This window comes from Pseudomonas sp. 20P_3.2_Bac5, assembly GCF_025466035.1.
Taxonomy (GTDB): Bacteria; Pseudomonadota; Gammaproteobacteria; order Pseudomonadales; family Pseudomonadaceae; genus Aquipseudomonas.
In genome coordinates this window covers 1-23,149 of record NZ_JANLOA010000067.1, presented here as the reverse complement: position 1 = coordinate 23,149, position 23,149 = coordinate 1, and the positions used below count along the sequence as shown (strand labels likewise).

Sequence of the window (23,149 nt, the reverse complement as noted above, 5' to 3'; positions counted from 1 at the left end):
TCACACGCATTCATTGGATTCGGTTCAGATGGACAGGAAGAGCCCGGCGAGTGCCGCGCTCATCAGGTTGGACAGGGTGCCGGCCACCACCGCCTTGAGGCCCAGGCGGGCGATGTCCGGGCGTCGCTCGGGGGCCATCACACCCAGGCTGCCCAGTTGGATGCCGATGGAGGCGAGGTTGGCGAAGCCGCACAGGGCAAAGGTGATGATCACCTGGGTCTGCGTGGACAGCACCGCCACGCCCTTGGCGGCAGCTTGTGCCGGGTCGAGGTGGGCGGCGAAGTCGACGTAGGCCACGAACTCGTTGAGCACCAGCTTTTCGCCGATCAGGCCGCCGGCCGTGACGGCTTCGCTCCAGGGCACGCCCAGGACGAAGGCCAGGGGCGCCAGCAGGTAGCCGAGGATCAGTTGCATGCTCAGTTCCGGGACCCCGAACCAGTTGCCGCTCCAACTGAGGATGCCGTTGAACAGGGCGATCAGGGCGATGAAGGCGAGCAGCATGGCGCCGACGTTCAGCGCCAGATGCAGGCCGGACGAGGCGCCGAGGGCGGCGGCGTCGATAACGTTGGCCGGTTTGTCGCCGTGGTCCTGGGGCTCGTCGTCCGGGCGCTGCTGCGGGGTTTCGGTTTCCGGTTCCATCAGCTTGGCCATCAGCAATCCACCCGGAGCGGCCATGAAGCTTGCGGCAATCAGGTATTTCAGTTCGACGCCCAGGCTGGCATAGCCGATCAGCATCGAACCGGCCACCGAGGCCATGCCGCCGGCCATGACCGCGAACAGCTCGGAGCGGGTCAGGCGCCGGATGAAGGGGCGGATCACCATGGGCGCCTCGGTCTGGCCGACGAAGATGTTCGCCGTGGCGGCCATCGACTCGGTGCGGCTGGTGCCCAGCACGCGGTGCAGGCCGCCGCCGATCACCCGGATCACCAGGTCCATCACGCCCAGGTAATACAGCACGGCGATGAAGCTGCTGAAGAACACGATCAGCGGCAGCACGCGAATGGCGAAGACGAAGCCGCCAGTGCCGAAGACGTCGAACATCTTGCTGCTGCTCAAGCCGCCGAAGATGAAGCTGATGCCCTGATCGGCGTAGCCCTGCAGCGAGCTCACCGACTCGGAGATACCGCCCAGGGTGCTCTGGCCCCAGGGCACGTACAGGGCGAATGCGCCCAGCCCGGCCTGCACGGCGAACGCCGCGCCGACGGTGCGCAAACGGATGGCCTTGCGGTTACTGGACAGCGCCACCGCCAACAGCAACAACACCACGATACCGATGAAGCCCATCGATCATTTCCCCGGAGGATTCAAGTAAGCGCCGCCGACGTCTGCGGTCGGTCTGGCGGGTCTGGTCAAAACTCGATGAAGGCGCCGGGCAGCAATTGCCCGGCGGTCCAGTGGCGGGTTGCCGCGCTGTCCTGGCCGACGCAGATCACCGGGCAGTCCTGCGCCAGCAGTTCCACCATCACCTGGCGACAGGCACCGCAAGGCGAAATCAGCGGCACCTTGGGCGCGTACACCAGCAGCGCCTTGAAACTGCCGGGCGCCAGGCCCTGGCTGATGGCGCTGAACAGCGCGCTGCGCTCGGCGCAGTTGGTCAGTCCATAGGACACGTTCTCCACGTTGCAGCCGCGAATCACCTTGCCGTCGGCGGTCAGCAACGCGGCGCCCACGGGGAATTCCGAGTGCGGGCACCAGGCGCTGTCGGCGGCGGCGATAGCCTCCGGCAACAGGCGATCCTGCAGCGTTTGCCAGTCTTCACTGCGCATTGCTGGCCACCTGCGCTGTGGCTTTCTGGATGCGCTGCTGCGCCTCGGCGAGGCCGCCGGGCTGGCCCGCGCGATCACGTTCCTGCAGGTAGCTGATCATCGCGTCGAGGTCGTTGATCCCGGTGTCGAGGCGGTCACTGGCCTGTTTGAGCACGCTGAAGTTGTCGCCGCCCTCGGCGAGGAAGCTGTTCATGACGATGCGGTAGGGCTGCTCCGGCTGCACCGGCTGGCCGTCGACCAGCAGGCTGTCGGCGAGCACGCGCTGGCCCTTCGGCTGGCGGTCGTCCCAGCGGTAGGTCAGCGAGGCCGAAGGTTGCAGCGGATAGAAACCCATGCCGCCGTCCTGCCATTGCTGCTCCAGCAGTTGCCGCAGTTGCGCGCCGGTCAGGGTGAGCAGGATCAGGCTGTTGTTGAACGGCTGCACGGTGGCGACCTGGCCGTAATTCACCTGCTCCTGGCCGTCCTCCAGGCTGATATCCATGCGCATGCCGCCCTGGTTCATCAAGGCGACCTGGGCACCGAGGGCGCGGGTGGCGGCCAGGTGCGAGTCAGCGATCAGGTCGCCCATGGCCGATTCGCCGGCCTCGTTGGTGGCACGCAGCACTTCGCGGGCGCCCAGGCGGGCCACCGGTCTGCTCAGTTGCGCCTGGCTGCGGGTTTCGATTTCCGCCAGCAACGGAGCGATTTCGGGGCTGGCGTGGTAGCGCTGGGCGTCCACCACCAGGTTGTTGGCTTTGACGTCGAGCAACTGGTGCTTGTGGGTATCCACGGTCAGGGTCAGGTGGGTCAGCAGGCGGCCGAACGAGGCGCCCTGGGTCACCAGCTTGTCGCCGACACGGCACAGGTAGCCTTCGTGGGTGTGGGCGGTGAGCACCACTTTGATCGTCGGGTCGAGCCGCTTGGCTACGTCCACCACGTCGCCGCTCAACTGGCTGCACGCCTGCTGGTCGAAGCGCTCCGGGGTGGCGCCGCCCTGGTGGATCACCGCGACGACGGCATCGACCTTTTGCGCGGTCAACTCCGGCAGCAGGGCGTTGATCGCCTCGGCTTCATCGATCGTGTACAGGCCTTTCATGCTGTTGGCGCTGACGTAGGCATCGACGTTCCTGAGGGTGGCGCCGACAAAGGCGATCTTCGCCCCGTGGGCCTGTTCGATGCGGTAGCCGGGGAATAGCGCCTTGCCGGTCTGGCGGTCCATCAGGTTGGCGGAGAGGTAGGGGAAGCCCGCGCCCTTGAACGCCTTGTCGAACTGGCACGCCTGGGCGGCGCGGTCGGACTGGCAGCCGCCGTTGATTTGCCGCAGCAACTCGGCCTTGCCGTGGTCCAGCTCATGGTTGCCGACCACGGAGAACTTCAGGCCCAGCAGGTTCAGCGCTTTCAGGCTGGGCTCGTCGGCCCACATCGAGGAGATCGGCGGGCTGCCGCCGACCATGTCGCCCACGCCCACCAGCAGCAGTTGCGGATCCTGCTTGCGCAACTCGCCCAACGCACCGCTGAGCGGACCGATGCCGCCGGCCTTGAGCTTGACCTCGCCGTTCTGGAACGGGCTCGGTTGCAGGTTGCCGTGGAAATCGTTGAGGGCGGCGATAGTGACGTTGACCGGCGGCTTCGCCGGTTGGCAGCCGCTGGCCAGCAGCAGGGCCGCCAGCATCAGCGGCAGGGGACGTAAGGCAAGACGTGGATGCGGCATGACGATCCTCGGCCGGTCAGGCAGGTTGCAGGCTGGAGGCAGCCGGCGCGGTAACAGGCCGGGTGCTGAAGGCGGTGCCCATGCCGGCGCGCAACAGGAGCATCTTCAGGTTGTCGTTGATCAGTTCGAGGCGGTCTTGAAGGTGGCTGTTGAACACCAGGCCAACCAGGGCGATGGCGATCCCCAAGGCGGTGGCGTACAGCGCGGTACCGATGCCGCGAGAGACTTCGCCCGGGTCGGAAACACCGGCTTCGGCCAGGGCCTTGAAGGTGTCGATGATGCCGAGAATGGTGCCGAGCAAGCCCAGCAACGGTGCGCCGGCGACCACCGCTTCGAGGATCCACAGGCCATGGTTGAGCTTGCCGCGCATGGCGATGTAGATCGCCTGGCCGAGGTCTTCCAGCTCATTGTGCGAATGCAGGCCGACGCGGCCGTCGAAGAGCTGACGCAGCAACTGCAACGGCAGGCTGTCGCGCTGGCGCAGTTCGGCGGGCAGTTCGTCGAAGTGGCGCACCTTCTGGTGCAGGGCCGCTTCCAGGGCGCGGGCGCGGCGCAGGTTGTGGGCGAAGAAAATGCCGCGTTCCACGACCACGAAGGCGGCGAGGGCGGCGGCGCCGTACATGATGTAGAAGGTGATGTCGTGGAGCAGGTCCATGTTCATGGCGGGTTACCTCTGGCGGTTCAGGCACGGGGCAGGACCGGCTCGCAGGCCGGTCCTGGCTCTGGGTTAGAAGACAGGGTTAGAAGTTGGCTTCCACGGAGAGCGCGACCGTCTGCTCTTCGCCGATGGTGTAGTAAGGCGTCTGGGCGCCGGCGAAGGCCGAGCCGCTGCCGTTGTAGCGCACCGAGTTGAAGGTGGTGGTCTGCACGCCGGAGAGGTACTCGCGGTTGAACACGTTGTTCAGCGACAGGCGCACGGTGGCGTCCTTGACGAACTTCTTGTTCACCGGCAAGCGGTAGCCGACGTTCATGTCGACGGTGGTGTAGTGCGGGATGCTCTGGTCGTTGGTCAGGTCGCCGAACTGGTTGTCGACGAACTTGCCGATGACGTTGCCGTAGAAGCGACCGTCGTCGTAGCCCAGGCTCAGGTTGAACATGTTCTTCGGCACGCCGGCGATCTGCTTGCCCTTGGTCGGCACGTACACACCGTAGTAGAGGGTGTCGTTCTGCTGCTCGGCCTCGGTGTAGGTGTAGGAGGCGTAGTAGTTGAAGTTGTGCGGCAGCAGGCCGCTGAACTCCAGTTCGACACCTCTGTTCTCGACCTTGCCGACGTTGAGCATCAGGTAGTCACCGGTGACCTCGTCGCGGCTCGAAACCTGGCGATCCTTGAACTTGAGGTAGAACAGCGTGGCCGACAACGCCATGTCATCGGTGGCGTAGCGCCAGCCCAGCTCCTGGTTCCAGCTCAGCTCGGGTTTGAGGCTGATCGAGTCCCCGGCGTTGTAGAGCACGTAGTTGGGCGGTGTGCGCATGTTGCGGGTGACGTTGTAGAACGCCTGATTGTCCTCGTTGATCTGGTAGCGCGCGCTGAAGCTCGGGAGGAACTCGTGGTAGGTCTTGTCGCGCTTTTCAGGCGTGTCATAGAGGCTGGCCTTCAGGTCGCCGTCACGGGTGGAGTGCTCGTAGGCCAGGCCCATGGTCAGGGTCAGGTCGGGGGTAGCGGTCCAGGTGTCCTGGACGAACAGTTTGTGCACCGGGGTGATGGTGAAGTAGTTGCGGCCCTGTACAACTTTGCCGTTGGCGTCCCTGACCTGGTTGGAACTCTCGTAGTTGCCCCAGATGTCGGTCGGGCTGCCATCGGCTTCAAGGTAGATGAACGGTTGGGTCTGGCGCTGGCGGGCGCGTTCGTACCAGTAGCCGAAGTCGATGTTGTGTTCGTCGTTGAACGCCCAGCTCAGCTTGGTGTTGACGCCCGGACGCCAGGTTTCGGTCCAGGACGGACGGTAGTAACGGCCGCTGACCGGGTCGCCGTCGGCGTTGTACTGGGCAGTGGTCTTGAGGTTGCTCAGGTCATAGTTGCCAGAACTGTTGGTGGTTCGGGTGAGGGTGGCTGGCGAACCGAAGGCGCGGTAGCTGCCGCCGTTGGCCCAGTAGTAGTAAGGCGCGACGGTCAGTTGCAGGTCATCGCGCAACTGCCAGCGGCTGGTGACCGATGCCGTGACGTTTTCGTACGGGTTGCGGCTGGTCTCGTAGCTGGCGGTGGTGAGCTTGCCGGTGGTCGGGTTGTAGGTCGATACGTTGGGGAAATCGTAGTCGTGGTCCGACTTGTACTGCGCCAGGCTCGGCGAAACGTAGTTGTAGTTTTCCTGCTTGTGGTACTTGATGATGCCCTGGATCGAGTTGCCTTCGCCGAACTTGAACAGGCTGTTCAGTTCGAACTTCTCGGCGTCCAGGTCGCCTTTGCCTTTCCATTTGTCGCTGTTGGTTTTCGACGCGGAAATGTAGTTGCTCAGGCCGTTGTATTCACCGGTGTTCAGGCGAACGAAGGTCTTGCTCAGGTTGTTGCTGCCAACGGTCTGCTTGAAGAACACCCCGGCGTCCTTGCTCGGGGCCATCGAGACCAGGCCGATGTTGCCGCCGCTGGAACCGATATGCGGCGCATCCAGTTCGGAGGAGCCCTGGGTCACGAAGACTTCCTGGAGGTTTTCCGGGTCGCCCAGCAGGTTCGGGTACACCTCGAAGCTGCCCGAGTCGTTGATCGGCACGCCGTCCATGGTCATGCCGATCTGGTCGGATTTCATGCCACGCATGGTGAAGTTGAAACCGCTCAGGCCGGTGCTGTCGTCGCTGGAGACGTTGATGCCGGGCGTGTATTTCAGCTTGTCGATACCGTTGCTTGTCGGACTCATCTTGTCCAGGGCTTCCTTGGTGACCGTGGAGCGCGCTTTGGCCGCTTCCTCCTGCACCATCAAACCGTTGCCCACGGTTTGACCGGTAACGTTGACGCTACCGATATCGACGGAGTCTTCCGCCAGTGTCGAGGCGGTCCAACCGCCGCAACCAACGGTCAACATCATGACGAACAGCCGATTGAGTTTCACCAAGCTTCCCTCCCTTGTTTGTGATTGATCGTGTGAAGACAGATGCCAGGTTTCGCGCGTGCAGAGGCCCGCCCGGCGATCTGAGCGATCGTCGGCTGGGCACTTTCCGGGGAACCTAGTTTTCTATGTTGTAAACAAGCGTCGCGATGAAACGGTACTTATCCCTGCCCTCGAATACGGCCTTGGGAAAGGGCCTTACTTGCTCGATACGGCGCAAGCTGGTTTGCGCTGCCTTGTTCAGCAGCATGCTCACGGCTTTCTTCTCGATGCCCGAATCGAGCACCTTTCCTCCCCGGTCGATCAGCAGCCAGATCACGACACTGCCCTCCGGGCGTTGCAGCGATGCCTCGCGGCCTCGCGGGTATTGCTTGTACTTCTCCAACTCCGCGTGCAGCGCGGCGATGTAGCTGTTTTCCAATGCCGCGATGTTGACCTTGGGCGGCGCCGGCGGTGGTGGTGGCGCCGGTGTCGCGGCCGCTGGCGGTTTGCTTGCCACTGCCGGGGCCACTGCCGGTTGCGCGGCTGGCTGGGGTGGTGCTGGCTTGGCCACCTGGGGTTTCGGCTTGGGCGGCTGCGGCTTGGGCTCAGGCGGTTTTGGCTTGGGCTTGGGCGGCGGCTCCGGCAGTTCGACCACGGGCTCCGGGTCTGGCTCGGGCAGTGGCTCGGGCACAGGTTCCGGCTCTGGCGGCGGTGGCGCAGGCGCCGGTTCTGGCTGCAGGTCCGCCGGATCGATCAGTGCCACCTCCACCGTGGTTTCGTCGTACTTCGGGGTGATCTTCAACTCCGCCTTGAGGGCGCTCTGAACAGCGATCACCAGCAGGCAGATGGCCGGCAGGCACGCGATGACTTTTCGCGATTTGAACAGGACCGACATGGCTTACAGCTTTCGCGTGGCGATGGAAACAGACGAAAAACCGTTGCTCTTGAGCAGGTCCATCACGGCCACGAGCCGACCGACTTCGACGTCTTGATCGCTGTTGAGGATGATCACCAGTTTCTCGCTGGTGTTTTCCAGGGTCTTCAATTGCGCGACCAATGCGTCTTCGCCGAGGTCCTGGCCGTCGAGTTGCAAACGGTCATTCAGGCCGAGGGTGATCACCGCCTTGTTCTGCGGTTTCAACTGCTGGGCGTGGGCGGCGCCGGGCAACTGGGTCTTGATGCCCAGGGCCGGAATCACGTTCAGGCTGATCAGCACGAAAAACACCAGCAGGAACATCATCACGTCGATCATCGGGATGATTTCGATATGCACGCGTTTCTTTTTCGGTTCTTCCCAACTGCGCATTGCCTTGGCTCTCCACTTTTGTTCGTCGGCCGGCTGATAGCGGCGCGGCTACTTCGACTGTGTTGTGAGAGCCCTCGGTGCGAAACCTTTCAAAGCTGTCACTGATGTCAGGAACACCCTAGGAGGAGGACGTTACAGTTTGATTAAGTGCTCGCTGTCGAGTGGCAAAAAGATATCAATCCCGGAAAAACGATGCGATTTAAAGGGCGCTGGCAGGCTGTAAGGGTCTAAATAGACTGTTTGTTGAACAGTCTGGAACCGGTAATGGGGTGCCGGTATCAGTTGCTGACGAAACCTGGCGTATCGAAACGAAATTGACATGACTGTCAGTTATTCAGGTAGACCCCTTGTCGGGCACCACGGGTGTGGCGCCAGCGAGTGACAAGGTCTCCACTTTCGAAACGAGAGGTTTGTGTGCGTACTTTCCAACGGATGCTGGCCGCATTGCTGGCGCTGACCCTGGCGGGATGTTCCGACCCGTCGCGCCCTGCCGGTGTGCACTGGATTACCCTGCAGCAACTCACCAGCAGCCTCGGCGACACGGCGCCGATGGCGGTAGGGTTCGATATCGACGACACCGTGTTGTTCTCCAGCCCCTGTTTCTACGAGGGCCAGCAGAAGTATTCGCCGGGCAGCAACGACTACCTGAAGAACAGGGCGTTCTGGACGGAAACCAACGCGGGCTGTGACCGCTATTCGATTCCCAAGGACGTAGCCCGTGCCCTGATCGACCTGCATCAGCGTCGCGGCGACACGCTGTTTTTCGTCACCGCCCGACCGAAGACCGAGGGTGAGCAGGTCACTGCCATCCTTGAGCAGGTTTTCGCCATCAGGGACATGCAGCCCGTGGTGTTCACCTCCGGCCCGGAGAAGGCGCGCTTTCTCCAGGACCGTGGGGTGCACCTCTATTACGGTGACTCCGACAGCGACATCCGTTCCGCACAGGCCGTCGGCGCGCGTGCGATCAGGGTGATGCGCGCGGCCAACTCGACCAATCAGCCGCTACCCGCCAACGGGGCGTTGGGGGAAGAAGTGCTGGTGGACTCGACTCACTAGAAACGCGCGAGCCGATAGGCTGCGACGTTCGGCAACGCAGTGGCGGGCGTCGCCAAGCCCGCCAATGCTGCGACCATCTCCGCCGTCACCGCCGCCTGGGTCAGCCCCAGATGTTGATGACCGAAAGCCAGCAGCACACGGCCTTCGCACACCCGGTCAATCACCGGCAACGAATCCGGCAGCGAAGGCCGAAAGCCCATCCACGGCGTTGCCGCTTCGGCATTCAGTTCGCGCTTGAACAGGCCCTGGCTCAGCCGCTGCAACTGCCAGGCCCGGGCCATGTTGGCCGGGCGCTCCAGGCCGGCGAATTCGACGGTGCCGGCCAGGCGCAGGCCGCCGGTCATGGGCGTCATGATGAACTTGCGCTCCAGCGAGGTGACGGCGAACGGCAGCCGGTCGTGCTCGTGGGGCAGCATCAGGTGATAGCCGCGTTCGGTATCCAGCGGCACCCGCGTGCCGGTCAGCGCTTCGGTCAGGTGAGCCGAATGCGCGCCGCATGCGATCAGCACCCGAGGCACCACCAGTTCGCCCTGTTCGGTGCGCAGCGAGACACCGTCGGCCTTGAGTTGCCCGCCCTGTACCTCGCGCTGAACGAACTGCACGCCCGCAGCCGTGGCGGCGTCGAACAGTGCTTCCACCGCCTGGTGCGGATCGAGGAAGTGCCCGGTCGCGGGGAAGAACAGACCGCCCAACAGATGCTCGCTCAGTTGCGGCGCGGCGGCGCGCACGGCGTCCGCCTGCCACAACGTCACCTCGACATTCTGCTGGCGCATGCGCGCTTGCAGGGCGTCGATGGCGGGGCGGGATTCGGGGCGCTCGAAGACCAGCAGCGAACCGTCCTGCTTGAGCATTTCCGCCCGGCCAATGGAATCCAGCAGGCGCCGCCAGGCCGCCAGGCTGCCTTCGTTCAGCGCGCGAATGCCGGCCACGCTGCGGCGAAACGGTGCCGGGCGCAGGTTCAGCAGCAGGCGAGTGAACCACGGCAAGGCCCGCGGCAGGTATTTCCAGTCCAGGCGCAGCGGGCCCATGGGGTCCATGAGCATCGCCGGCAGGCGCTTGAGGATCGACAGGTCGGCGATGGGAAACACCTGCTCGGTCGCCAGGTGCCCGGCGTTGCCGAACGAGGCGCCCATGCCCGGCGCCTGGCGGTCGACCAGCAACACCCGCTGGCCCTGGCGGGCCAGTTGCAGGGCGCAGGCGACGCCGACGATGCCGGCGCCGATCACGGCGATATCCACGTTGGGGGTGAAGGTCGTGGCCATCGATCAGGCCTCTCTCTGGCCGTCGAGCAGGCGCCGCAAGTGCAGCGGATTGCCGTGTTGCAGCGCAGCAGGCAGCAGATTGTCGGGGAAGTCCTGGTAGCACACCGGACGCAGGAAACGCAGGATCGCCGCCGTCCCCACCGAGGTGCTCCGGGTATCCGAGGTGGCCGGGAACGGGCCGCCATGGACCATCGCATCACAGACTTCCACGCCAGTCGGCCAGCCGTTGACCAGCAGGCGTCCGGCCTTGCGTTCAAGCGTCGGCAGCAGGGCGCGGGCGTCGTCGAGGTCGGCTTCGTCCAGGTGCAGGGTCGCGGTCAATTGGCCTTCGAGGTGCTCGGCCACCTGGCGGACCTGCGCGTCATCGGCGCAGGTCACCACCAGCGAGGCGGAGCCGAACACTTCGGCTTGCAGGCTCGGATCGGCGAGGAAATCCGCCGCCTGGGTGACGAACAGGTGCGTCTGGCACTGGTTCGGGCCTTCAGCGGCGAGGCCGGCGGCGGCGGTGTCGGCGTTGGGGTTGCTGGCCAGCGTTTCGATGCCGTTGCGGTAGGCGCTGAAGATGCCCGGGGTGAGCATGGTTTGCGCCGGGCTCTGCCAGATGTGCTGGGCGGCGGTGGCGATAAAGCGGTCGAGGTCGGCGCCTTGGCGGGCGATCACCAGGCCGGGGTTGGTGCAGAACTGTCCGGCGCCCTGGTTCAGCGAGGCGACGAAGCCCTGGGCCAGTGTTTCGGCGCGGGCCTGCAAGGCGGACGGGAAGAGGAACACCGGGTTGATCGAGCTCATTTCCGCGTACACCGGAATTGGCTCGGCCCGTGCCGCGGCCGCCTGGCACAGGGCGATGCCGCCGCTGCGCGAGCCGGTGAAACCCACGGCCTTGATGCGCGGATCGCAGACCAGCGCGATGCCCACTTCACGACCGGAACCGTACAGCAGCGAGAACACTCCGGCTGGCAGCTCGCAGTGTTTCACCGCGCGGGCCAGTGCCTGGCCGACCAGTTCACTGGTGCCGGGATGGGCGCCGTGGGCCTTGACGATCACCGGGCAGCCGGCGGCCAGGGCCGAAGCGGTGTCGCCGCCGGCGACGGAGAAGGCCAGCGGGAAGTTGCTGGCGCCGAACACGGCCACCGGGCCCAGCGCCACCTGCCGCTGACGCAGGTCGGCGCGGGGCAGCGGTTGGCGTTGCGGTTGCGCGTTGTCGACGCGCACGTCCAGCCATTCACCGGCGCGAACAGTACGGGCGAAGGTGCGCAGTTGCCCGCAGGTGCGACCGCGTTCGCCCTGGATCCGGGCGCGGGGCAGGCCGCTTTCGGCCACGGCGCGGTCGATCAGTTCGTCACCCAGCGCTTCGATCTCGCTGGCGATACGTTCGAGAAACTGCGCGCGAACTTCCAGCGAAGTTTCCCGGTAGCGGTCGAACGCCGACCAGGCCAGGGCGCAGGCTTGTTCCACCTGCTCGGTGGTGCCGCCCGGATAAGCCGGTTCGAGCACCCGGTTGGTGGCCGGGTCGATCGCGCGGATGGCTTCGCGGCTGCCGGTTACGGCGTGCTGACCGATCAGCATGTTGCCTGTCAGGGTCATAACGGCTCCTGAAATGAATTCGAGGGTGGCCGGCTGCGTACAGCCGGCAAGAAACGGAAGCGGCGCACAAGGCGCCGCGAGGGATCAGGCGACGTTGTTGCTCGCCGACCAGGTGGCGAACCACTGGCGGAACAGCGTGTACTGGGTCTCGGCGTAGTTGCGCTGGGCGTCGCTGAGCACGTCGGTTTCGTTGAAGTGCAGGCTGTATTCGGTGTCGCCGTTGAGCACCATCAGGTGCTTGTAGTAGAGCACCAGGTCGCAGCCTTCATCGAAGGACGACAGCACTTGCAGGGCGTCCGACAGTTCCAGCGCCTGGCGGCGGGCGACGGCGTCACCCTTGGCGGCTTTCTTGCTCAGGTCGACCAGCAACAGCACTTCACGCGGCAGGGCGTTACCGATACCGGTGATGGCACCGGTGGCGCCGCAGTTGACGAAACCGTGCACGACCTGGGTGTCGACGCCGGCCATCAGGATCACGTCCTTGTCCTGCGAGGTGATGTGCTCGGCGGCGTAGCGCATGTCGGCGGCACCGCCGAACTCCTTGAAGCCGATCAGGTTCGGGTACTGGCGGCGCAGCTTGAAGAACAGGTCGGCGCGGGTGGCGAAGCCGTAGTAAGGGCTGTTGTAGATCACCGCCGGCAGTTTCGGCGCGGCTTCCAGGATTGCCGCGAAGTGCGCTTCCTGAGCGGCCGGCGAGGCGCCGCGAGACAGCACGCGGGGAATCACCATCAGGCCGTGGGCGCCGACTTTGGCGGCGTGGGCCGCGTGGGACACGGCTTCGCGGGAGTTGACCGCGCCGGTGCCGACGATGGTCGGAATGCCGGCGGCCACCAGGCGCGCCACACCTTCCTGGCGCTCGGCTTCGGTCAGCAGCGGCCAGTCACCCATGGAGCCGCAATAGACCACGGCGCTCATGCCGGCTTCGATCAGTTCGCGGCCTTTTTTCACCAGCGCGTCGAAGTCCGGTTTGCGGTCCGGGGTGCAAGGGGTCATCAGGGCGGGGATGGTGCCGGTGAAGATGTTGGTGGTCATGAGTCTTGGTCCTTTGTGTTCAGTTTGAGTCGGGAGAGGGGACGGGACCGCTTGGCGGTCCTTCGCGAGCGAGCTCGCTCCTACAGCAGGGGGCTCAGATGCCCCAGGCGAAGGGGTCGTTTTCGTCGATAAGCAGGGTGGCGTCGGCGGTCATGTAGGCGCGGCCGGTGATGAACGGACGGATGCGCTCGCCGTCCCATTCGTAGCGACCTTCGAAGCGGCTGGCGGTGATGCTCGCCTGTACCCAGGGCTCGCCGGCGGCCAGCTTGCCGTCGGCGGCCAGGCACGCGAGCTTGGCGCTGGTGCCGGTGCCGCAGGGCGAGCGGTCGTAGGCTTTGCCGGGGCACATGACGAAGTTGCGGCTGTCGGCCTCGGCGTCGTCGGCGAACAGTTCGATATGGTCGATCAGCGCGCCGTCTTCGCCGTGGATGCCTTGGTCTTCGAGGGCGCGAAGCATCTTCCAGGTGAAGTCGGTGAGCAGCTCGACGTTGCTCAGGTGCAGTTCCTGGCCGTGCTCGGACACCAGGAAGAACCAGTTGCCGCCCCAGGCGATATCGCCGAAGACGCGGCCGTAACCCGGCACGTCCACCGGCACCTGCTTGCGGTAGCGGTAGGACGGCACATTGGCCACGGTGATCGCGCCGTCGGCATGCAGGGTGGCGCTGACCTGGCCGACCGGGGTGTCGATCTTGTGCTCGCCAGGGGCGATCTTGCCCAGGTGATACAGGGATGCGACCAGGCCGATGGTGCCGTGGCCGCACATGCCCAGGTAGCCGGCGTTGTTGAAGAAGATCACGCCGCAGGTGGCGTCTTCCGACACCGGTGGCGTGTACAGCGCGCCCACCAGGACATCGTTGCCACGCGGCTCCAGCAGGCAGGCGCGGCGCCACTGGTCATGCTGCTGGCGCAGTGCATCGCGCTTTTGCGCCATGGTCTCGCCGGCCGGTTGCGGAAAGCCGTCCAGCACCAGGCGGGTGGGTTCGCCTTCGGTGTGGGAATCGATCACGCGGATCTGTTTCATCAGTCTGTCCTTCAAGAATGCGTTGTTGTCAGGTCAGGCCAGCAGGCCTTCGATATCCCGCAGCAGGCTGCGCTCGACCCACACGCCCTCGGCCTGTGAGCGCTGGCGCGCGGCGAAGCGGCGTTGCGAGGGCAGCCTCGCGCCCTGGCCGGTGATGGCGCTGAACAGGTCTTCGGCGCGTTGCTGGCCCCGTTCGAAATCGTCACCGCCGAAGCGCTTCGGATCGAACGCCAGCAGCAGTTCGCCATGGCATGGCGTAGCCCCGGCCCCGGCGTCGAAGGCCAGGGAGTCGGCGCTGGTGAGGTCGCCGATCAGCGCGCCGGCCAGCAATTCGATCATCGCCGCCAGGGCCGAGCCCTTGTGTCCGCCGAAGGTCTGCATGGCACCGTCCAGCGCGGCGCGGGCGTCGGTGGTCGGCTGGCCTTCGGTGTCCAGGCCCCAGCCCAGTGGAATGGCTTTCTCCTGGCGGGCGTGCAGTTCGATGTCGCCGCGGGCGATGGCGCTGGTGGCGAAGTCGAAGACGAACGGCTGCTGTCCCGCCCGTGGCCAGGCGAAGGCCAGCGGGTTGGTACCGAACACGCCGCGGTTACCGCCTTCCGGCGCTACCCAGGCATGGCTCGGCGTCATCGCCATGCCCACCAGTCCGTGGGCGGCGATGGCTTCCACTTCCGGCCACAGCGCCGAGAAGTGGAAGCAGTTGCGGATCACCAGCGCCGCCACGCCCTGTTTGCGCGCCGCTTCGACCAACTGCGGCAAGCCGTGCTGGAAGGCCAGCAGCGAGTAGCCGAAGTGCGCATCCACCTTGACGATGGCCGGCGCCGGCTGACTCACGGTCGGTTGCGCCGCCGGATCGACCTTGCCCGAGCGCAGCGAACGCACGCACACCAGCACCCGGTACAGACCGTGGGAGTGGCATTCGTCGCGCTGGCCCTGGGTGATCACCTCGGCGATCGCCCGGGCATGGTCGTCGGCCATGCCGTTGTGGGTCAGGGCGCGGTGAGCCAGGTCGAACACCTGGTCGAGGCTGAGGTTGATGCGCTCGCTCATGGCAGGTCTCCGTTGGCTCAGGACAGTTGGGCGCGGGCGCCGGCCGGAGCGCTCTGGGCGTTTTGCTCGACGTCGCTTTCCGCGTCGTCGGACTCCAGTTGCACCAAGTGCGCCGGTACGCCGGTTGCCGCGCCCCAGTAGTAAATGCCGAGGGCGCAGGCGGCCACGACCAGGGTGTCGAACGGATGGGCAATGACACCCATGCCGCCGAAACTGCCGAGCCAGGAGAGCAGGATGGTCACCGCGTAGAAACCGATCAGCCAGGCTGACGAGCGCACTTGCTGGGCCAGGCTCAGGTGCTGGGTCGGGACGAAGCGGCCGCACATCAGGTAGATCACGAACATCAGGATTTGCAGGCTGAGCAGCCAGGACACGGTCTTCCAGCCGGACCAGTAGACGATCAGCGCGGCGATGATGAACGACAGCGGACCGAGCAGGCCCATGCGGCGGACGCGGAACGGACGCGGCATGTCAGGGGCATTGCGGCGCAGCGCGGCGACCGACACCGGGGCGACGGCGTAGCTGAGGATCAGCGCGGCGGAAACCACATTGATCAGCGCTTCCCAGGACGGGAACGGCAGGGTCCAGAACACCGACAGGCCGAAGGTCAGCCACAGCGCCGGGCGCGGGATGCCGGATTGTTCGTCGATGCGGGTGAAGACCTTGAAGAAGGTGCCGGTCTTGGCCCAGCCGTAGACCACGCGCGGGGTGGCGTTCATGTAGATGTTGCCGCAGCCGCTGGGCGAGATCACCGCGTCGGCCACCACCAGATACGCCAGCCAGCCCACGCCCAGCGCCAGGGCGATGTCGCGGTACGGCAGGGCGAGTTCCTTGGCGATGCCGGACCAGCCGTTGGCCAGCATTTCGGTCGGAATGCCGCCGAGGAAGGCGATCTGCAGCAAGGCATAGATGGCGGTGGACAGCAGCACCGAGAGGATCAGCGCGATCGGGATGGTGCGTTGCGGGTTCTTCACTTCCGAGGCCACCGAGATGATCGGGGTCAGGCCCAGGTAGGCGAAGATGATGCCGCCGGCGGATACCGCCATTTCCACGCCGGAAAGCCCGAATGGCATGAAGCCCTGGGAGGTGAAGTTTTCCGGTTTGAAGAAGGTGAACAGCACGCCGATCACCAGCAGCGGCACGATGAACTTGAACACGCTGATCAGGTTGTTGGACTTGGCGAAGGTCTTCACGCTGTAGTAGTTGAGGGCGAAGAACAGGCAGAGCAGGCCGAACTGCACCAGCCAGCCAAGGACGGTCGGGTCACTGGAACCGACCTTGGTCAGCTCCGGGAACCAGGCCGCGGCGTATTGGCGCGCGGCGACCACTTCGATGGCCACCAGGCTGGAAAACGCGATCAGCGTGATGAAGCCCATCAGGTAGCCCAGCAGCGGGCCGTGGGAATAGACCGGGTAACGCACCACGCCACCGGCGCGGGGCAGGGCGGCGCCCAGTTCGCAGTAGACGATGCCCAGCAACAGAACGGCGAAACCGCCCAGCAACCAGGAAAAGATCCCGGCGGGACCGGCGATGGCGGACACGTGGCTGGCGGCGAACAGCCAGCCCGAACCAAAGATGGCTCCCAGTCCGATAAAGGTGAGGTCTATCAATGAAAGTTGTTTTTTGAACTTGCCTTTGCCTGACATGGCGTCGCCTTCTTGTGGGTTATTGGATAGGCAGAAGTGATGTCACTTTGAAAGCACTGTTTCGGGGATCACCCGATACGGTGTTTGCGGTTGTGGGCAACCGCGCTCTTATAAAAATCCGTATTCATGGAGTCATTGCATTGGGGGGGCGAAGACACACTTCCTCGTTACCCCGGCGCACGCTCGCCAACGCATTCCAGGGCGCGGGCTGGTGGTCTTGCCTGGACTTCGCCACAACGTTTTCGACGACTCAGGCAATGCCAATACAGTGGACCCATCGGCGCCTCGGCGCTTGATGGTTTTCTTCAAGAGGAATGACGAAATCGGCATAGTTAGGAAATTTCCCTATGACTCTTCGGAAAATTTCTGAAGCCTTACAAGCCACGCCCTCTGTGGCGTCCGTCGAGGCTCGACAGTCCGGGGAGGGTGCGGCAAAGTGTCCACCTGGTGAGAACCCGCTTGTGGATTTTTACCAATCGGTCAAGAACGAGAGCCCGCCCCATGACCCCCAGCGCGTTTGCCATCCTCTGTCAGGGCAATGATCAGTGCCGTCCTGAAACCATCGAAGAGCTGTTATCCGGCATGGCGTTCTTATTGCCGTTGTTCGATGCCATTCCCAATGTGGCGATATTCATCAAGGATGTTCAGGCGCGTTATCTGTTGGCCAATCTGGCGTTGATACAACGCTGTGGTTTCAAACAACTGAGGCCTTTGTTGGGCAAGACCAGCGCCGAAGTCTTTCCGGCGCAATTGGGCCCCGGATATACCGATCAGGATCGGCGGGTACTGGAAGAAGGCCGGGTATTGGAAGACCAACTGGAATTGCACTTGTACGGGTCGCGCGAACCCGGCTGGTGTTTGACCCACAAGCGCCCGTTATATAACCGCCGCGGTGAAATCATCGGCCTGGCCGGGGTGTCGGTGGACCTGCAATCGGCCAGCGACTCCCACCCCGCGTATCAGCGGCTGGCGGCGGTGGATGAATACATCCGGGCGAATTTTCACCAGCCGGTGACCATGCGCGAATTGACCCGCGTCGCCGGGATTTCCGTGGCGCAACTGGAGCGCTACTGCAAACGGGTGTTCCACCTGACGCCGCGGCAGATGATCCACAAAGTGCGGCTGGAACATGCGCATCAGCTTTTACATACCGAGTTGCCGATTACCGAGGTGGCGTTGCGCTGCGGGTATACCGATCACAGTGCGTTTACCCGGCAGTTCAAGGTGCTGACCGGGTTTACGCCGAGGCAGTACCGGCAGGCGACGGGGGGCGTTCTGGTATAGCGCCCCGTTACCAAGGCGCCCTGACCACCACGAACCGGACGCTGTTACCCACATACTGCGGCTGATACCACGTGCTCCCGCAATGCTGGTACGCGACCCCGCTGGCCACCACCGACACACAATCCGGCGGCACCGACGCCACTTCGCTGCCAATCGCAATTGCGGTCGCGGTGGTTGCCCCGATCACTGCGGCGGTCGCCCAAGGGTGATACCAGCCATCCGGTGGGGGCGGCGGTGGAGGTGGCGGAGGCGGCATGGGTCCTGGCCCGGGTCCGGGAGGCATGGGATGTGGTCCGGGGCCCGGCTCAGGATGTGGCCCCGGATGCGGCTCTGGCCCAGGATGCGGCCCCGGCCCCGGCCCCGGCTGCGGCCGAGGCATGGGCTGCGGCCGATAACCCGGCTCGAACCCCGGCCGCTGGAATCCACCCCTCGCATGATGCGGCACCACGAACGTGCGCCCACCACCGCCCCCGCGCAACTGCCAGGCCTCGCTCACGGCGGGAATCAGCAGAACCACCGCGACCCCGAGCACCAGCGCACCGCGCCCGTAATTCATGGCTGTTCTCCCTTGCGCAGTTCGACCAGCGGCACCGCCAGCGCCTTGGCCGGCGGAATGAAGGTGAAGGCGTCGGCCTTGATCGGCGAGGTGAGGTCCCAGGCGAAGCTGACGCTGTGCCGCGGCCGCTCCGGGTCGTCGCGGCGGGTGATCACCAGCCGGCACGGCAATGGCGCCGCGCCTTCGCGCAGCCACAGTTGCCAGTCGATGTCCGGCTGGCGGTAGGCGTAGTGCGTGCAGGTCTGTCCTTCGATGTTTTCCTTGTCGATCACGTAGGCCTGGCTGATGCCTACGTCATCGGCGGTCCCGGCGTTCCAGCGAAACAGGTCGGCCAGCGGCAGCTCGATGCCGTAGCGATCGGCCAGCCGGTCCAGCAGCTTGTCGATGCTGTCGGGGGCGTCGCCGCGGGTGAAGTAGTTCAGGCGCTGGTCGTACAGGGTGAAGCGCTTGCTGTCGTAGAAGAACTGCCGGCTGGCACTGTTCTGGTCAACGTTGACGTAGAGCTTGTCGGGACGCTCCGCGAGCACCTGGGTGTGGTGCTGGAAGGCGATGGTCTGGCCGCTGTCGAGTTGCTGGTCGGTTTCGCTGCGGGCGCTCAGGCTGAAGCGTTCGATGCTTTGCAGGTAGTTGCCGAGGGCAACGAGCGCGGCGATGGCCGCCGGGTCGCGCTGTGGATCATCCGCGCCGTGTGCGTTCGGCGGCAGCAAGGACAGCGACAGTGCCAGTGTGGTGGCGGTGAACAACAGCGGTAAGCGCATCGACGAACTCCGTTTGGCAGATGGGCTGTCGCGACAAGCGCGGGTGATCGGCAGGCCTGTGCGGGGCACCTCTGAAAGTAGTTGGGCGAAGGGGTTAATACAAAAGCGCGGTTAACCGAATTTGCTATATGCGCGACGATGCAGCCGAACAAAGCAACGATTGCCACCGATTCGAGGACGCCGGCGTTGTCACGAGAGGAAATACATTTTCACCCAGAGGCCCGGAAACCCGCGGTTAGGATTCGGCTCTTATCCGTCAGTGTTTTTCCCACATTGGCAATTCAGGTTTTCCGATTACCACGCTGACATTTCATCGGGTGCTTTCGGACAACCGCGCCTCAGGAGGCTCGCAATGAACACCCGTGGTTTGCTCGATCAACTGCTCAAGTCCGGCCAGGACTTGCTGCAAAAACAGACCGGCACATCCTCCAGCGCGAACAAGGGCGGCAGCGGCGGCCTCGGCAGTCTCCTCTCCGGTGCCGGCGGTGGTGCGCTGGCGGCGGGGGCGATGGGGTTGTTGCTCGGCAACAAGAAGGCCCGTAAATACGGTGGCAAGGCGCTGACCTACGGCGGCCTGGCCGCGCTCGGCGTGCTGGCCTACAAGGCCTACGGCAACTGGCAGGCGCAACAGGCCGCCGCGCCGAAAGGCGAGCCGCAGACCCTCGACCGCCTGCCCCCCGCGCAAGTCGAGCAGCACAGCGAGGCGATCCTCAAGGCGCTGGTGGCCGCAGCCAAGGCTGACGGGCATGTCGATGAACGCGAGCGCGAGTTGATCGAAGGCGAGTTCGTCAAACTTTCCGGCAACGACCGCGACCTGCAGCACTGGCTGCACGCCGAGCTGAACAAACCGCTCGACCCGGCCGACGTCGCGCGTGCCGCCGGCACGCCGGAAATGGCCGCGGAAATGTACCTGGCCAGCGTCATGCTGGTGGACGAAGAACATTTCATGGAGCGCGCCTACCTGGATGAACTGGCCCGCCAGTTGCGGCTCGATCCGGCGCTTAAGGTCGAGCTTGAGAAGCAGGTTCGGACGATCTGAGTCAATGAAATGGGCAAATGGCCACAAATGAGGCCGTTTTGCCCGTTCACTCCTGTAGGATCAGTCCCATGCTGGCGTAAGGCGTGGGCTATAATCAGCCCATTTTTCCTGACGCGTAGAACGCTCGAGGGCTGATTGTGAAGAACTGGACATTGCGCCAACGGATCCTGGCAAGTTTCGCCGTGATCATCGCCATCATGTCGCTGATGGTCATTGCCGCGTATTCGCGGTTGATGGCCATCGAAAGCAGCGAAGAAACCGTCCGCTCCGACAGCATCCCCGGGGTCTACTACAGCTCGATGATCCGCAGCGCGTGGGTCGACAGCTATGTGCTGACCCAGCAACTGGTGGGCCTGTCCAATCACCGTGAGCTCAGCGACGCCGACCTGGCGTTGTACAAGAACTTCGAAGAGCGCCTGCGCCAGCAGATGGCCAACTACCAGCAGACCATGAACGATGCCGAAGACACGGCCAACTTCGAAACCTTCAAGGTGCTGGTCGAGACTTACCATCAGACGCTGAACGCGGTGCTGGCGGCCTATCGCAAGCAGGACTACGCCGAAGCGCAACGCTTGCTCATCGAGAACCTGACCCCGGCCTGGGCCGAAGGTCGCAAGAACCTCAACGGGCTGATCGACTGGAATCGCCGCTCCGCCGATCACGCCACCGACAACATCGTCGACGCCGTGTCCACCGCCAAGATCAGCATGATCGTCTCGCTGCTGCTGGCGGTCGTTGCCGCCGGCATCTGCGGCCTGCTGCTGATGCGCGTCATCACCGAGCCGATGCAGCGCATCGTTCGCGCCCTGGAAGTGCTGCGCGGCGGTGACCTCAGCGTGCGCATGAACCTGGACCGCAACGACGAATTCGGCGCGGTGGAAAACGGTTTCAACGAGATGGTCAGCGAACTCACCGGCCTGGTGTCCCAGGCCCAGCGCTCGTCGGTGCAGGTCACCACCTCGGTGACCGAGATCGCCGCCACCTCCAAGCAGCAACAGGCCACCGCCACCGAAACCGCCGCCACCACCACCGAGATTGGTGCGACGTCGCGGGAAATTGCCGCGACTTCGCGGGATCTGGTGCGGACCATGACCGAAGTGACGTCCGCCGCCGACCAGGCCTCGGTGCTCGCCGGTTCCGGCCAGCAGGGCCTGGCGCGGATGGAAGAAACCATGCACCAGGTGATGGGCGCTGCCGATCTGGTCAACAACAAGCTGGCGACCCTCAACGAGAAGGCCGGCAACATCAATCAGGTGGTGGTGACCATCGTCAAGGTCGCCGACCAGACCAACCTGCTCTCGCTCAACGCCGCCATCGAAGCGGAAAAGGCCGGTGAATACGGTCGCGGGTTCGCCGTGGTCGCCACCGAAGTGCGCCGCCTGGCCGACCAGACCGCCGTGGCCACCTACGACATCGAACAGATGGTCCGGGAAATCCAGTCGGCGGTGTCCGCCGGGGTGATGGGCATGGACAAGTTCTCCGAAGAAGTGCGCCGCGGCATGTTCGAGGTGCAGCAGGTCGGCGAGCAGTTGAGCCAGATCATCCATCAGGTCCAGGCGCTGGCACCGCGGGTGCTGATGGTCAACGAGGGCATGCAGGCCCAGGCCACCGGCGCCGAGCAGATCAACCACGCCCTGGCCCAGCTCAGCGACGCCAGCAGCCAGACCGTCGAGTCGCTGCGCCAGGCCAGTTTCGCCATCGACGAATTGAGTCAGGTGGCGGTCGGCCTGCGTGGTGGCGTTTCACGGTTCAAAGTCTGACGTGGCGATGAACGAGCTGAAGCCCCGCCGCAGCGAGGACGCGGCCTGCCAGGGACGGTTGTTCCTGGTGTTCCGCATTGGCGGGCAGCGGTTTGCCCTCGACACCCGCGAGATTGCCGAGGTGCTACCGCGCTTGCCGCTCAAACCCATCGCGCGGACGCCCGAGTGGGTGGCCGGGGTGTTGGCCCATCGCGGCGCGCTGGTGCCGGTGATCGACATCAGCGCCCTCAGCTTTGGCCAGCCGGCATCGCACCGCACCAGCACGCGCCTGGTGCTGGTGCATTACCGCGCTGACACCGCACGCCCGGACCTGTTGCTCGGGCTGATTCTCGAACAGGCCAGCGATACGCTGCGCTGCGATCCGGCGGAATTCCGTCCCTACGGCGTCGACAACCGCGAGGCGCCGTACCTCGGCCCGGTGCGCGAAGACGCTCAGGGCCTGTTGCAGTGGATCGGCGTTCAGGACCTGCTCAGCGACGATGTCCGCGGCTTGCTCTTTCCGCCCGCCGGGACCGCGCTCGAGGTGCAGCCATGAGCATCGAGCGGCGGTTCTTCCGCTTTTTGCAGGAGCGCATCGGCCTCGACGTCGCCTCGGTTGGCGAGCAGATGGTCGAACGCGCCTTGCGCCAGCGCTGCGCGGCGCTGGCGGCCCACGACCTGGACGATTACTGGCTGCGTTTGCAGCAGTCGCCCCAGGAACAACAAGCGCTGATCGAGGCCGTGATCGTTCCCGAGACGTGGTTTTTCCGCTATCCGGAATCCTTCACCGCACTGGTCGGCCTGGCCCACAAACGCCTGGCCGAACTCGGCGGTGCGCGGCCATTGCGGATTCTCAGCCTGCCCTGTTCCACCGGCGAGGAGCCGTATTCGATTGCCATGGCGCTGCTCGACGGCGGCGTCGCGTCCCACGCATTTCGCGTCGATGCCATGGACATCAGCCCCAATTCCATCGCCCGTGCCGAGCGCGGGCTGTACGGGCGCAACTCGTTTCGCGGCAGCCACCAGGACTTTCGCGAGCGGCACTTCAGCGAAACCGATGACGGCCATCGCCTCGACGACCGCGTGCGCAAGCAGGTGCAGTTCGAAGCGGGGAATGTCCTCGATCCCGCGCTGTTGGCCCGTCAAGGCACCTACGACTTTGTGTTCTGCCGCAACTTGCTGATCTATTTCGATATCCCCACCCAGCAGCGGGTGTTCGAGGTGTTGAAGAACCTCACTCATGCCGGTGGCGTGCTGTTTATCGGCCCGGCCGAAGGCAGCCTGCTGGCGCGGTTGGGCATGCGGCCGTTGGGTATCGCTCAATCGTTCGCCTATGTGCGGCATGT

The 23,149-nt window shown here is 64.6% G+C and carries 20 protein-coding genes; 6 read left to right on the top strand and 14 right to left on the bottom strand.

The features are described from left to right. Positions 1-24 precede the first annotated feature (24 nt). The 7 genes from NTD88_RS12195 to NTD88_RS12165 form a co-directional block, all read right to left on the bottom strand. Positions 25-1,284: a NupC/NupG family nucleoside CNT transporter gene (locus tag NTD88_RS12195; protein ID WP_262153432.1), complete on the bottom strand. Its 1,260-nt coding sequence runs from the start codon at positions 1,282-1,284 to the stop codon at positions 25-27. Between the two features lie 65 nt (positions 1,285-1,349). Then, positions 1,350-1,766: a cytidine deaminase gene (locus tag NTD88_RS12190; RefSeq protein ID WP_262153431.1), complete on the bottom strand. Its 417-nt coding sequence runs from the start codon at positions 1,764-1,766 to the stop codon at positions 1,350-1,352. Further along, positions 1,756-3,456 carry a bifunctional metallophosphatase/5'-nucleotidase gene (locus NTD88_RS12185; RefSeq protein ID WP_262153430.1) on the bottom strand — a complete coding sequence of 567 codons (1,701 nt, stop codon included), beginning with the start codon at positions 3,454-3,456 and terminating at the stop codon, positions 1,756-1,758. Before NTD88_RS12185 ends, NTD88_RS12190 begins: the two co-directional genes overlap by 11 nt. 16 nt (positions 3,457-3,472) lie before the next feature. Then, positions 3,473-4,117 (bottom strand): MotA/TolQ/ExbB proton channel family protein, encoded by a 645-nt coding sequence (locus NTD88_RS12180; RefSeq protein WP_095154159.1) that lies wholly within the window; start codon positions 4,115-4,117, stop codon positions 3,473-3,475. A gap of 79 nt (positions 4,118-4,196) precedes the next feature. After that, positions 4,197-6,497 carry a TonB-dependent receptor gene (locus NTD88_RS12175; RefSeq protein ID WP_262153429.1) on the bottom strand — a complete coding sequence of 767 codons (2,301 nt, stop codon included), beginning with the start codon at positions 6,495-6,497 and terminating at the stop codon, positions 4,197-4,199. Positions 6,498-6,612: 115 nt separating this feature from the next. Further along, on the bottom strand, positions 6,613-7,371 hold the full coding sequence (locus NTD88_RS12170; protein ID WP_262153428.1) for an energy transducer TonB: 759 nt from the start codon (positions 7,369-7,371) through the stop codon (positions 6,613-6,615). Between the two features lie 3 nt (positions 7,372-7,374). Continuing rightward, positions 7,375-7,782 (bottom strand): ExbD/TolR family protein, encoded by a 408-nt coding sequence (locus tag NTD88_RS12165; protein WP_262153427.1) that lies wholly within the window; start codon positions 7,780-7,782, stop codon positions 7,375-7,377. A gap of 414 nt (positions 7,783-8,196) precedes the next feature. Here NTD88_RS12165 and aphA point away from each other — a divergent pair, with 414 nt between their 5' ends. Beyond that, positions 8,197-8,838, top strand: coding sequence for an acid phosphatase AphA (aphA, locus tag NTD88_RS12160; RefSeq protein ID WP_262153426.1), 642 nt, complete (start codon positions 8,197-8,199; stop codon positions 8,836-8,838). Here the strand turns inward: aphA and NTD88_RS12155 are convergent. The 6 genes from NTD88_RS12155 to NTD88_RS12130 form a co-directional block, all read right to left on the bottom strand. Continuing rightward, the gene (locus tag NTD88_RS12155) at positions 8,835-10,100 is read right to left on the bottom strand and encodes an NAD(P)/FAD-dependent oxidoreductase (RefSeq protein WP_262153425.1); all 1,266 of its coding nucleotides are present in this window, start codon (positions 10,098-10,100) and stop codon (positions 8,835-8,837) included. The two genes, aphA and NTD88_RS12155, sit on opposite strands and share 4 nt — an antisense overlap. 3 nt (positions 10,101-10,103) lie before the next feature. Continuing rightward, positions 10,104-11,681 (bottom strand): aldehyde dehydrogenase (NADP(+)), encoded by a 1,578-nt coding sequence (locus NTD88_RS12150; RefSeq protein ID WP_262153424.1) that lies wholly within the window; start codon positions 11,679-11,681, stop codon positions 10,104-10,106. 84 nt (positions 11,682-11,765) lie between these two features. Continuing rightward, positions 11,766-12,713: a dihydrodipicolinate synthase family protein gene (locus NTD88_RS12145; protein ID WP_262153423.1), complete on the bottom strand. Its 948-nt coding sequence runs from the start codon at positions 12,711-12,713 to the stop codon at positions 11,766-11,768. 94 nt (positions 12,714-12,807) lie between these two features. Further along, the gene (locus NTD88_RS12140; RefSeq protein WP_262128477.1) at positions 12,808-13,734 is read right to left on the bottom strand and encodes a 4-hydroxyproline epimerase; all 927 of its coding nucleotides are present in this window, start codon (positions 13,732-13,734) and stop codon (positions 12,808-12,810) included. Positions 13,735-13,767: 33 nt separating this feature from the next. Continuing rightward, the gene (locus tag NTD88_RS12135) at positions 13,768-14,781 is read right to left on the bottom strand and encodes an Ldh family oxidoreductase (protein ID WP_262153422.1); all 1,014 of its coding nucleotides are present in this window, start codon (positions 14,779-14,781) and stop codon (positions 13,768-13,770) included. 17 nt (positions 14,782-14,798) lie between these two features. After that, positions 14,799-16,427 carry an APC family permease gene (locus NTD88_RS12130; protein ID WP_262153421.1) on the bottom strand — a complete coding sequence of 543 codons (1,629 nt, stop codon included), beginning with the start codon at positions 16,425-16,427 and terminating at the stop codon, positions 14,799-14,801. Between the two features lie 501 nt (positions 16,428-16,928). On the opposite strand from NTD88_RS12130, the gene NTD88_RS12125 reads away from it, so the two are divergent. Next, positions 16,929-17,711 carry an AraC family transcriptional regulator gene (locus NTD88_RS12125; RefSeq protein ID WP_262128474.1) on the top strand — a complete coding sequence of 261 codons (783 nt, stop codon included), beginning with the start codon at positions 16,929-16,931 and terminating at the stop codon, positions 17,709-17,711. Between the two features lie 552 nt (positions 17,712-18,263). Here the strand turns inward: NTD88_RS12125 and NTD88_RS12120 are convergent. Next, the gene (locus tag NTD88_RS12120; RefSeq protein ID WP_262153420.1) at positions 18,264-19,025 is read right to left on the bottom strand and encodes a DUF2092 domain-containing protein; all 762 of its coding nucleotides are present in this window, start codon (positions 19,023-19,025) and stop codon (positions 18,264-18,266) included. Between the two features lie 352 nt (positions 19,026-19,377). Here NTD88_RS12120 and NTD88_RS12115 point away from each other — a divergent pair, with 352 nt between their 5' ends. From NTD88_RS12115 to NTD88_RS12100, 4 genes are all read left to right on the top strand, one after another. Then, entirely contained in the window at positions 19,378-20,064 is a 687-nt protein-coding gene (locus tag NTD88_RS12115; protein ID WP_262153419.1) for a tellurite resistance TerB family protein, read from the top strand. A gap of 197 nt (positions 20,065-20,261) precedes the next feature. Then, positions 20,262-21,824 carry a methyl-accepting chemotaxis protein gene (locus NTD88_RS12110; RefSeq protein WP_410017272.1) on the top strand — a complete coding sequence of 521 codons (1,563 nt, stop codon included), beginning with the start codon at positions 20,262-20,264 and terminating at the stop codon, positions 21,822-21,824. Between the two features lie 7 nt (positions 21,825-21,831). After that, the gene (locus NTD88_RS12105; protein ID WP_262153417.1) at positions 21,832-22,359 is read left to right on the top strand and encodes a chemotaxis protein CheW; all 528 of its coding nucleotides are present in this window, start codon (positions 21,832-21,834) and stop codon (positions 22,357-22,359) included. Further along, positions 22,356-23,149 (top strand): CheR family methyltransferase (locus NTD88_RS12100; protein WP_262191729.1); only part of this gene is annotated, 794 nt, incomplete at its 3' end. The genes NTD88_RS12105 and NTD88_RS12100, both read left to right, overlap by 4 nt.

Coding starts and splice junctions, on each gene's coding strand:
- NTD88_RS12115 (WP_262153419.1), top strand. CDS start 19,378: ATGAACACCCGTGGTTTGCTCGATCAACTGCTCAAGTCCGGCCAGGAC.
- NTD88_RS12105 (WP_262153417.1), top strand. CDS start 21,832: ATGAACGAGCTGAAGCCCCGCCGCAGCGAGGACGCGGCCTGCCAGGGA.
- NTD88_RS12170 (WP_262153428.1), bottom strand. CDS start 7,371: ATGTCGGTCCTGTTCAAATCGCGAAAAGTCATCGCGTGCCTGCCGGCC.
- NTD88_RS12180 (WP_095154159.1), bottom strand. CDS start 4,117: ATGAACATGGACCTGCTCCACGACATCACCTTCTACATCATGTACGGC.
- NTD88_RS12120 (WP_262153420.1), bottom strand. CDS start 19,025: ATGCGCTTACCGCTGTTGTTCACCGCCACCACACTGGCACTGTCGCTG.
- NTD88_RS12165 (WP_262153427.1), bottom strand. CDS start 7,782: ATGCGCAGTTGGGAAGAACCGAAAAAGAAACGCGTGCATATCGAAATC.
- NTD88_RS12130 (WP_262153421.1), bottom strand. CDS start 16,427: ATGTCAGGCAAAGGCAAGTTCAAAAAACAACTTTCATTGATAGACCTC.
- NTD88_RS12135 (WP_262153422.1), bottom strand. CDS start 14,781: ATGAGCGAGCGCATCAACCTCAGCCTCGACCAGGTGTTCGACCTGGCT.
- NTD88_RS12150 (WP_262153424.1), bottom strand. CDS start 11,681: ATGACCCTGACAGGCAACATGCTGATCGGTCAGCACGCCGTAACCGGC.
- NTD88_RS12155 (WP_262153425.1), bottom strand. CDS start 10,100: ATGGCCACGACCTTCACCCCCAACGTGGATATCGCCGTGATCGGCGCC.
- NTD88_RS12190 (WP_262153431.1), bottom strand. CDS start 1,766: ATGCGCAGTGAAGACTGGCAAACGCTGCAGGATCGCCTGTTGCCGGAG.
- NTD88_RS12110 (WP_410017272.1), top strand. CDS start 20,262: ATGTCGCTGATGGTCATTGCCGCGTATTCGCGGTTGATGGCCATCGAA.
- NTD88_RS12195 (WP_262153432.1), bottom strand. CDS start 1,284: ATGGGCTTCATCGGTATCGTGGTGTTGTTGCTGTTGGCGGTGGCGCTG.
- NTD88_RS12125 (WP_262128474.1), top strand. CDS start 16,929: ATGACCCCCAGCGCGTTTGCCATCCTCTGTCAGGGCAATGATCAGTGC.
- NTD88_RS12185 (WP_262153430.1), bottom strand. CDS start 3,456: ATGCCGCATCCACGTCTTGCCTTACGTCCCCTGCCGCTGATGCTGGCG.
- NTD88_RS12145 (WP_262153423.1), bottom strand. CDS start 12,713: ATGACCACCAACATCTTCACCGGCACCATCCCCGCCCTGATGACCCCT.
- NTD88_RS12140 (WP_262128477.1), bottom strand. CDS start 13,734: ATGAAACAGATCCGCGTGATCGATTCCCACACCGAAGGCGAACCCACC.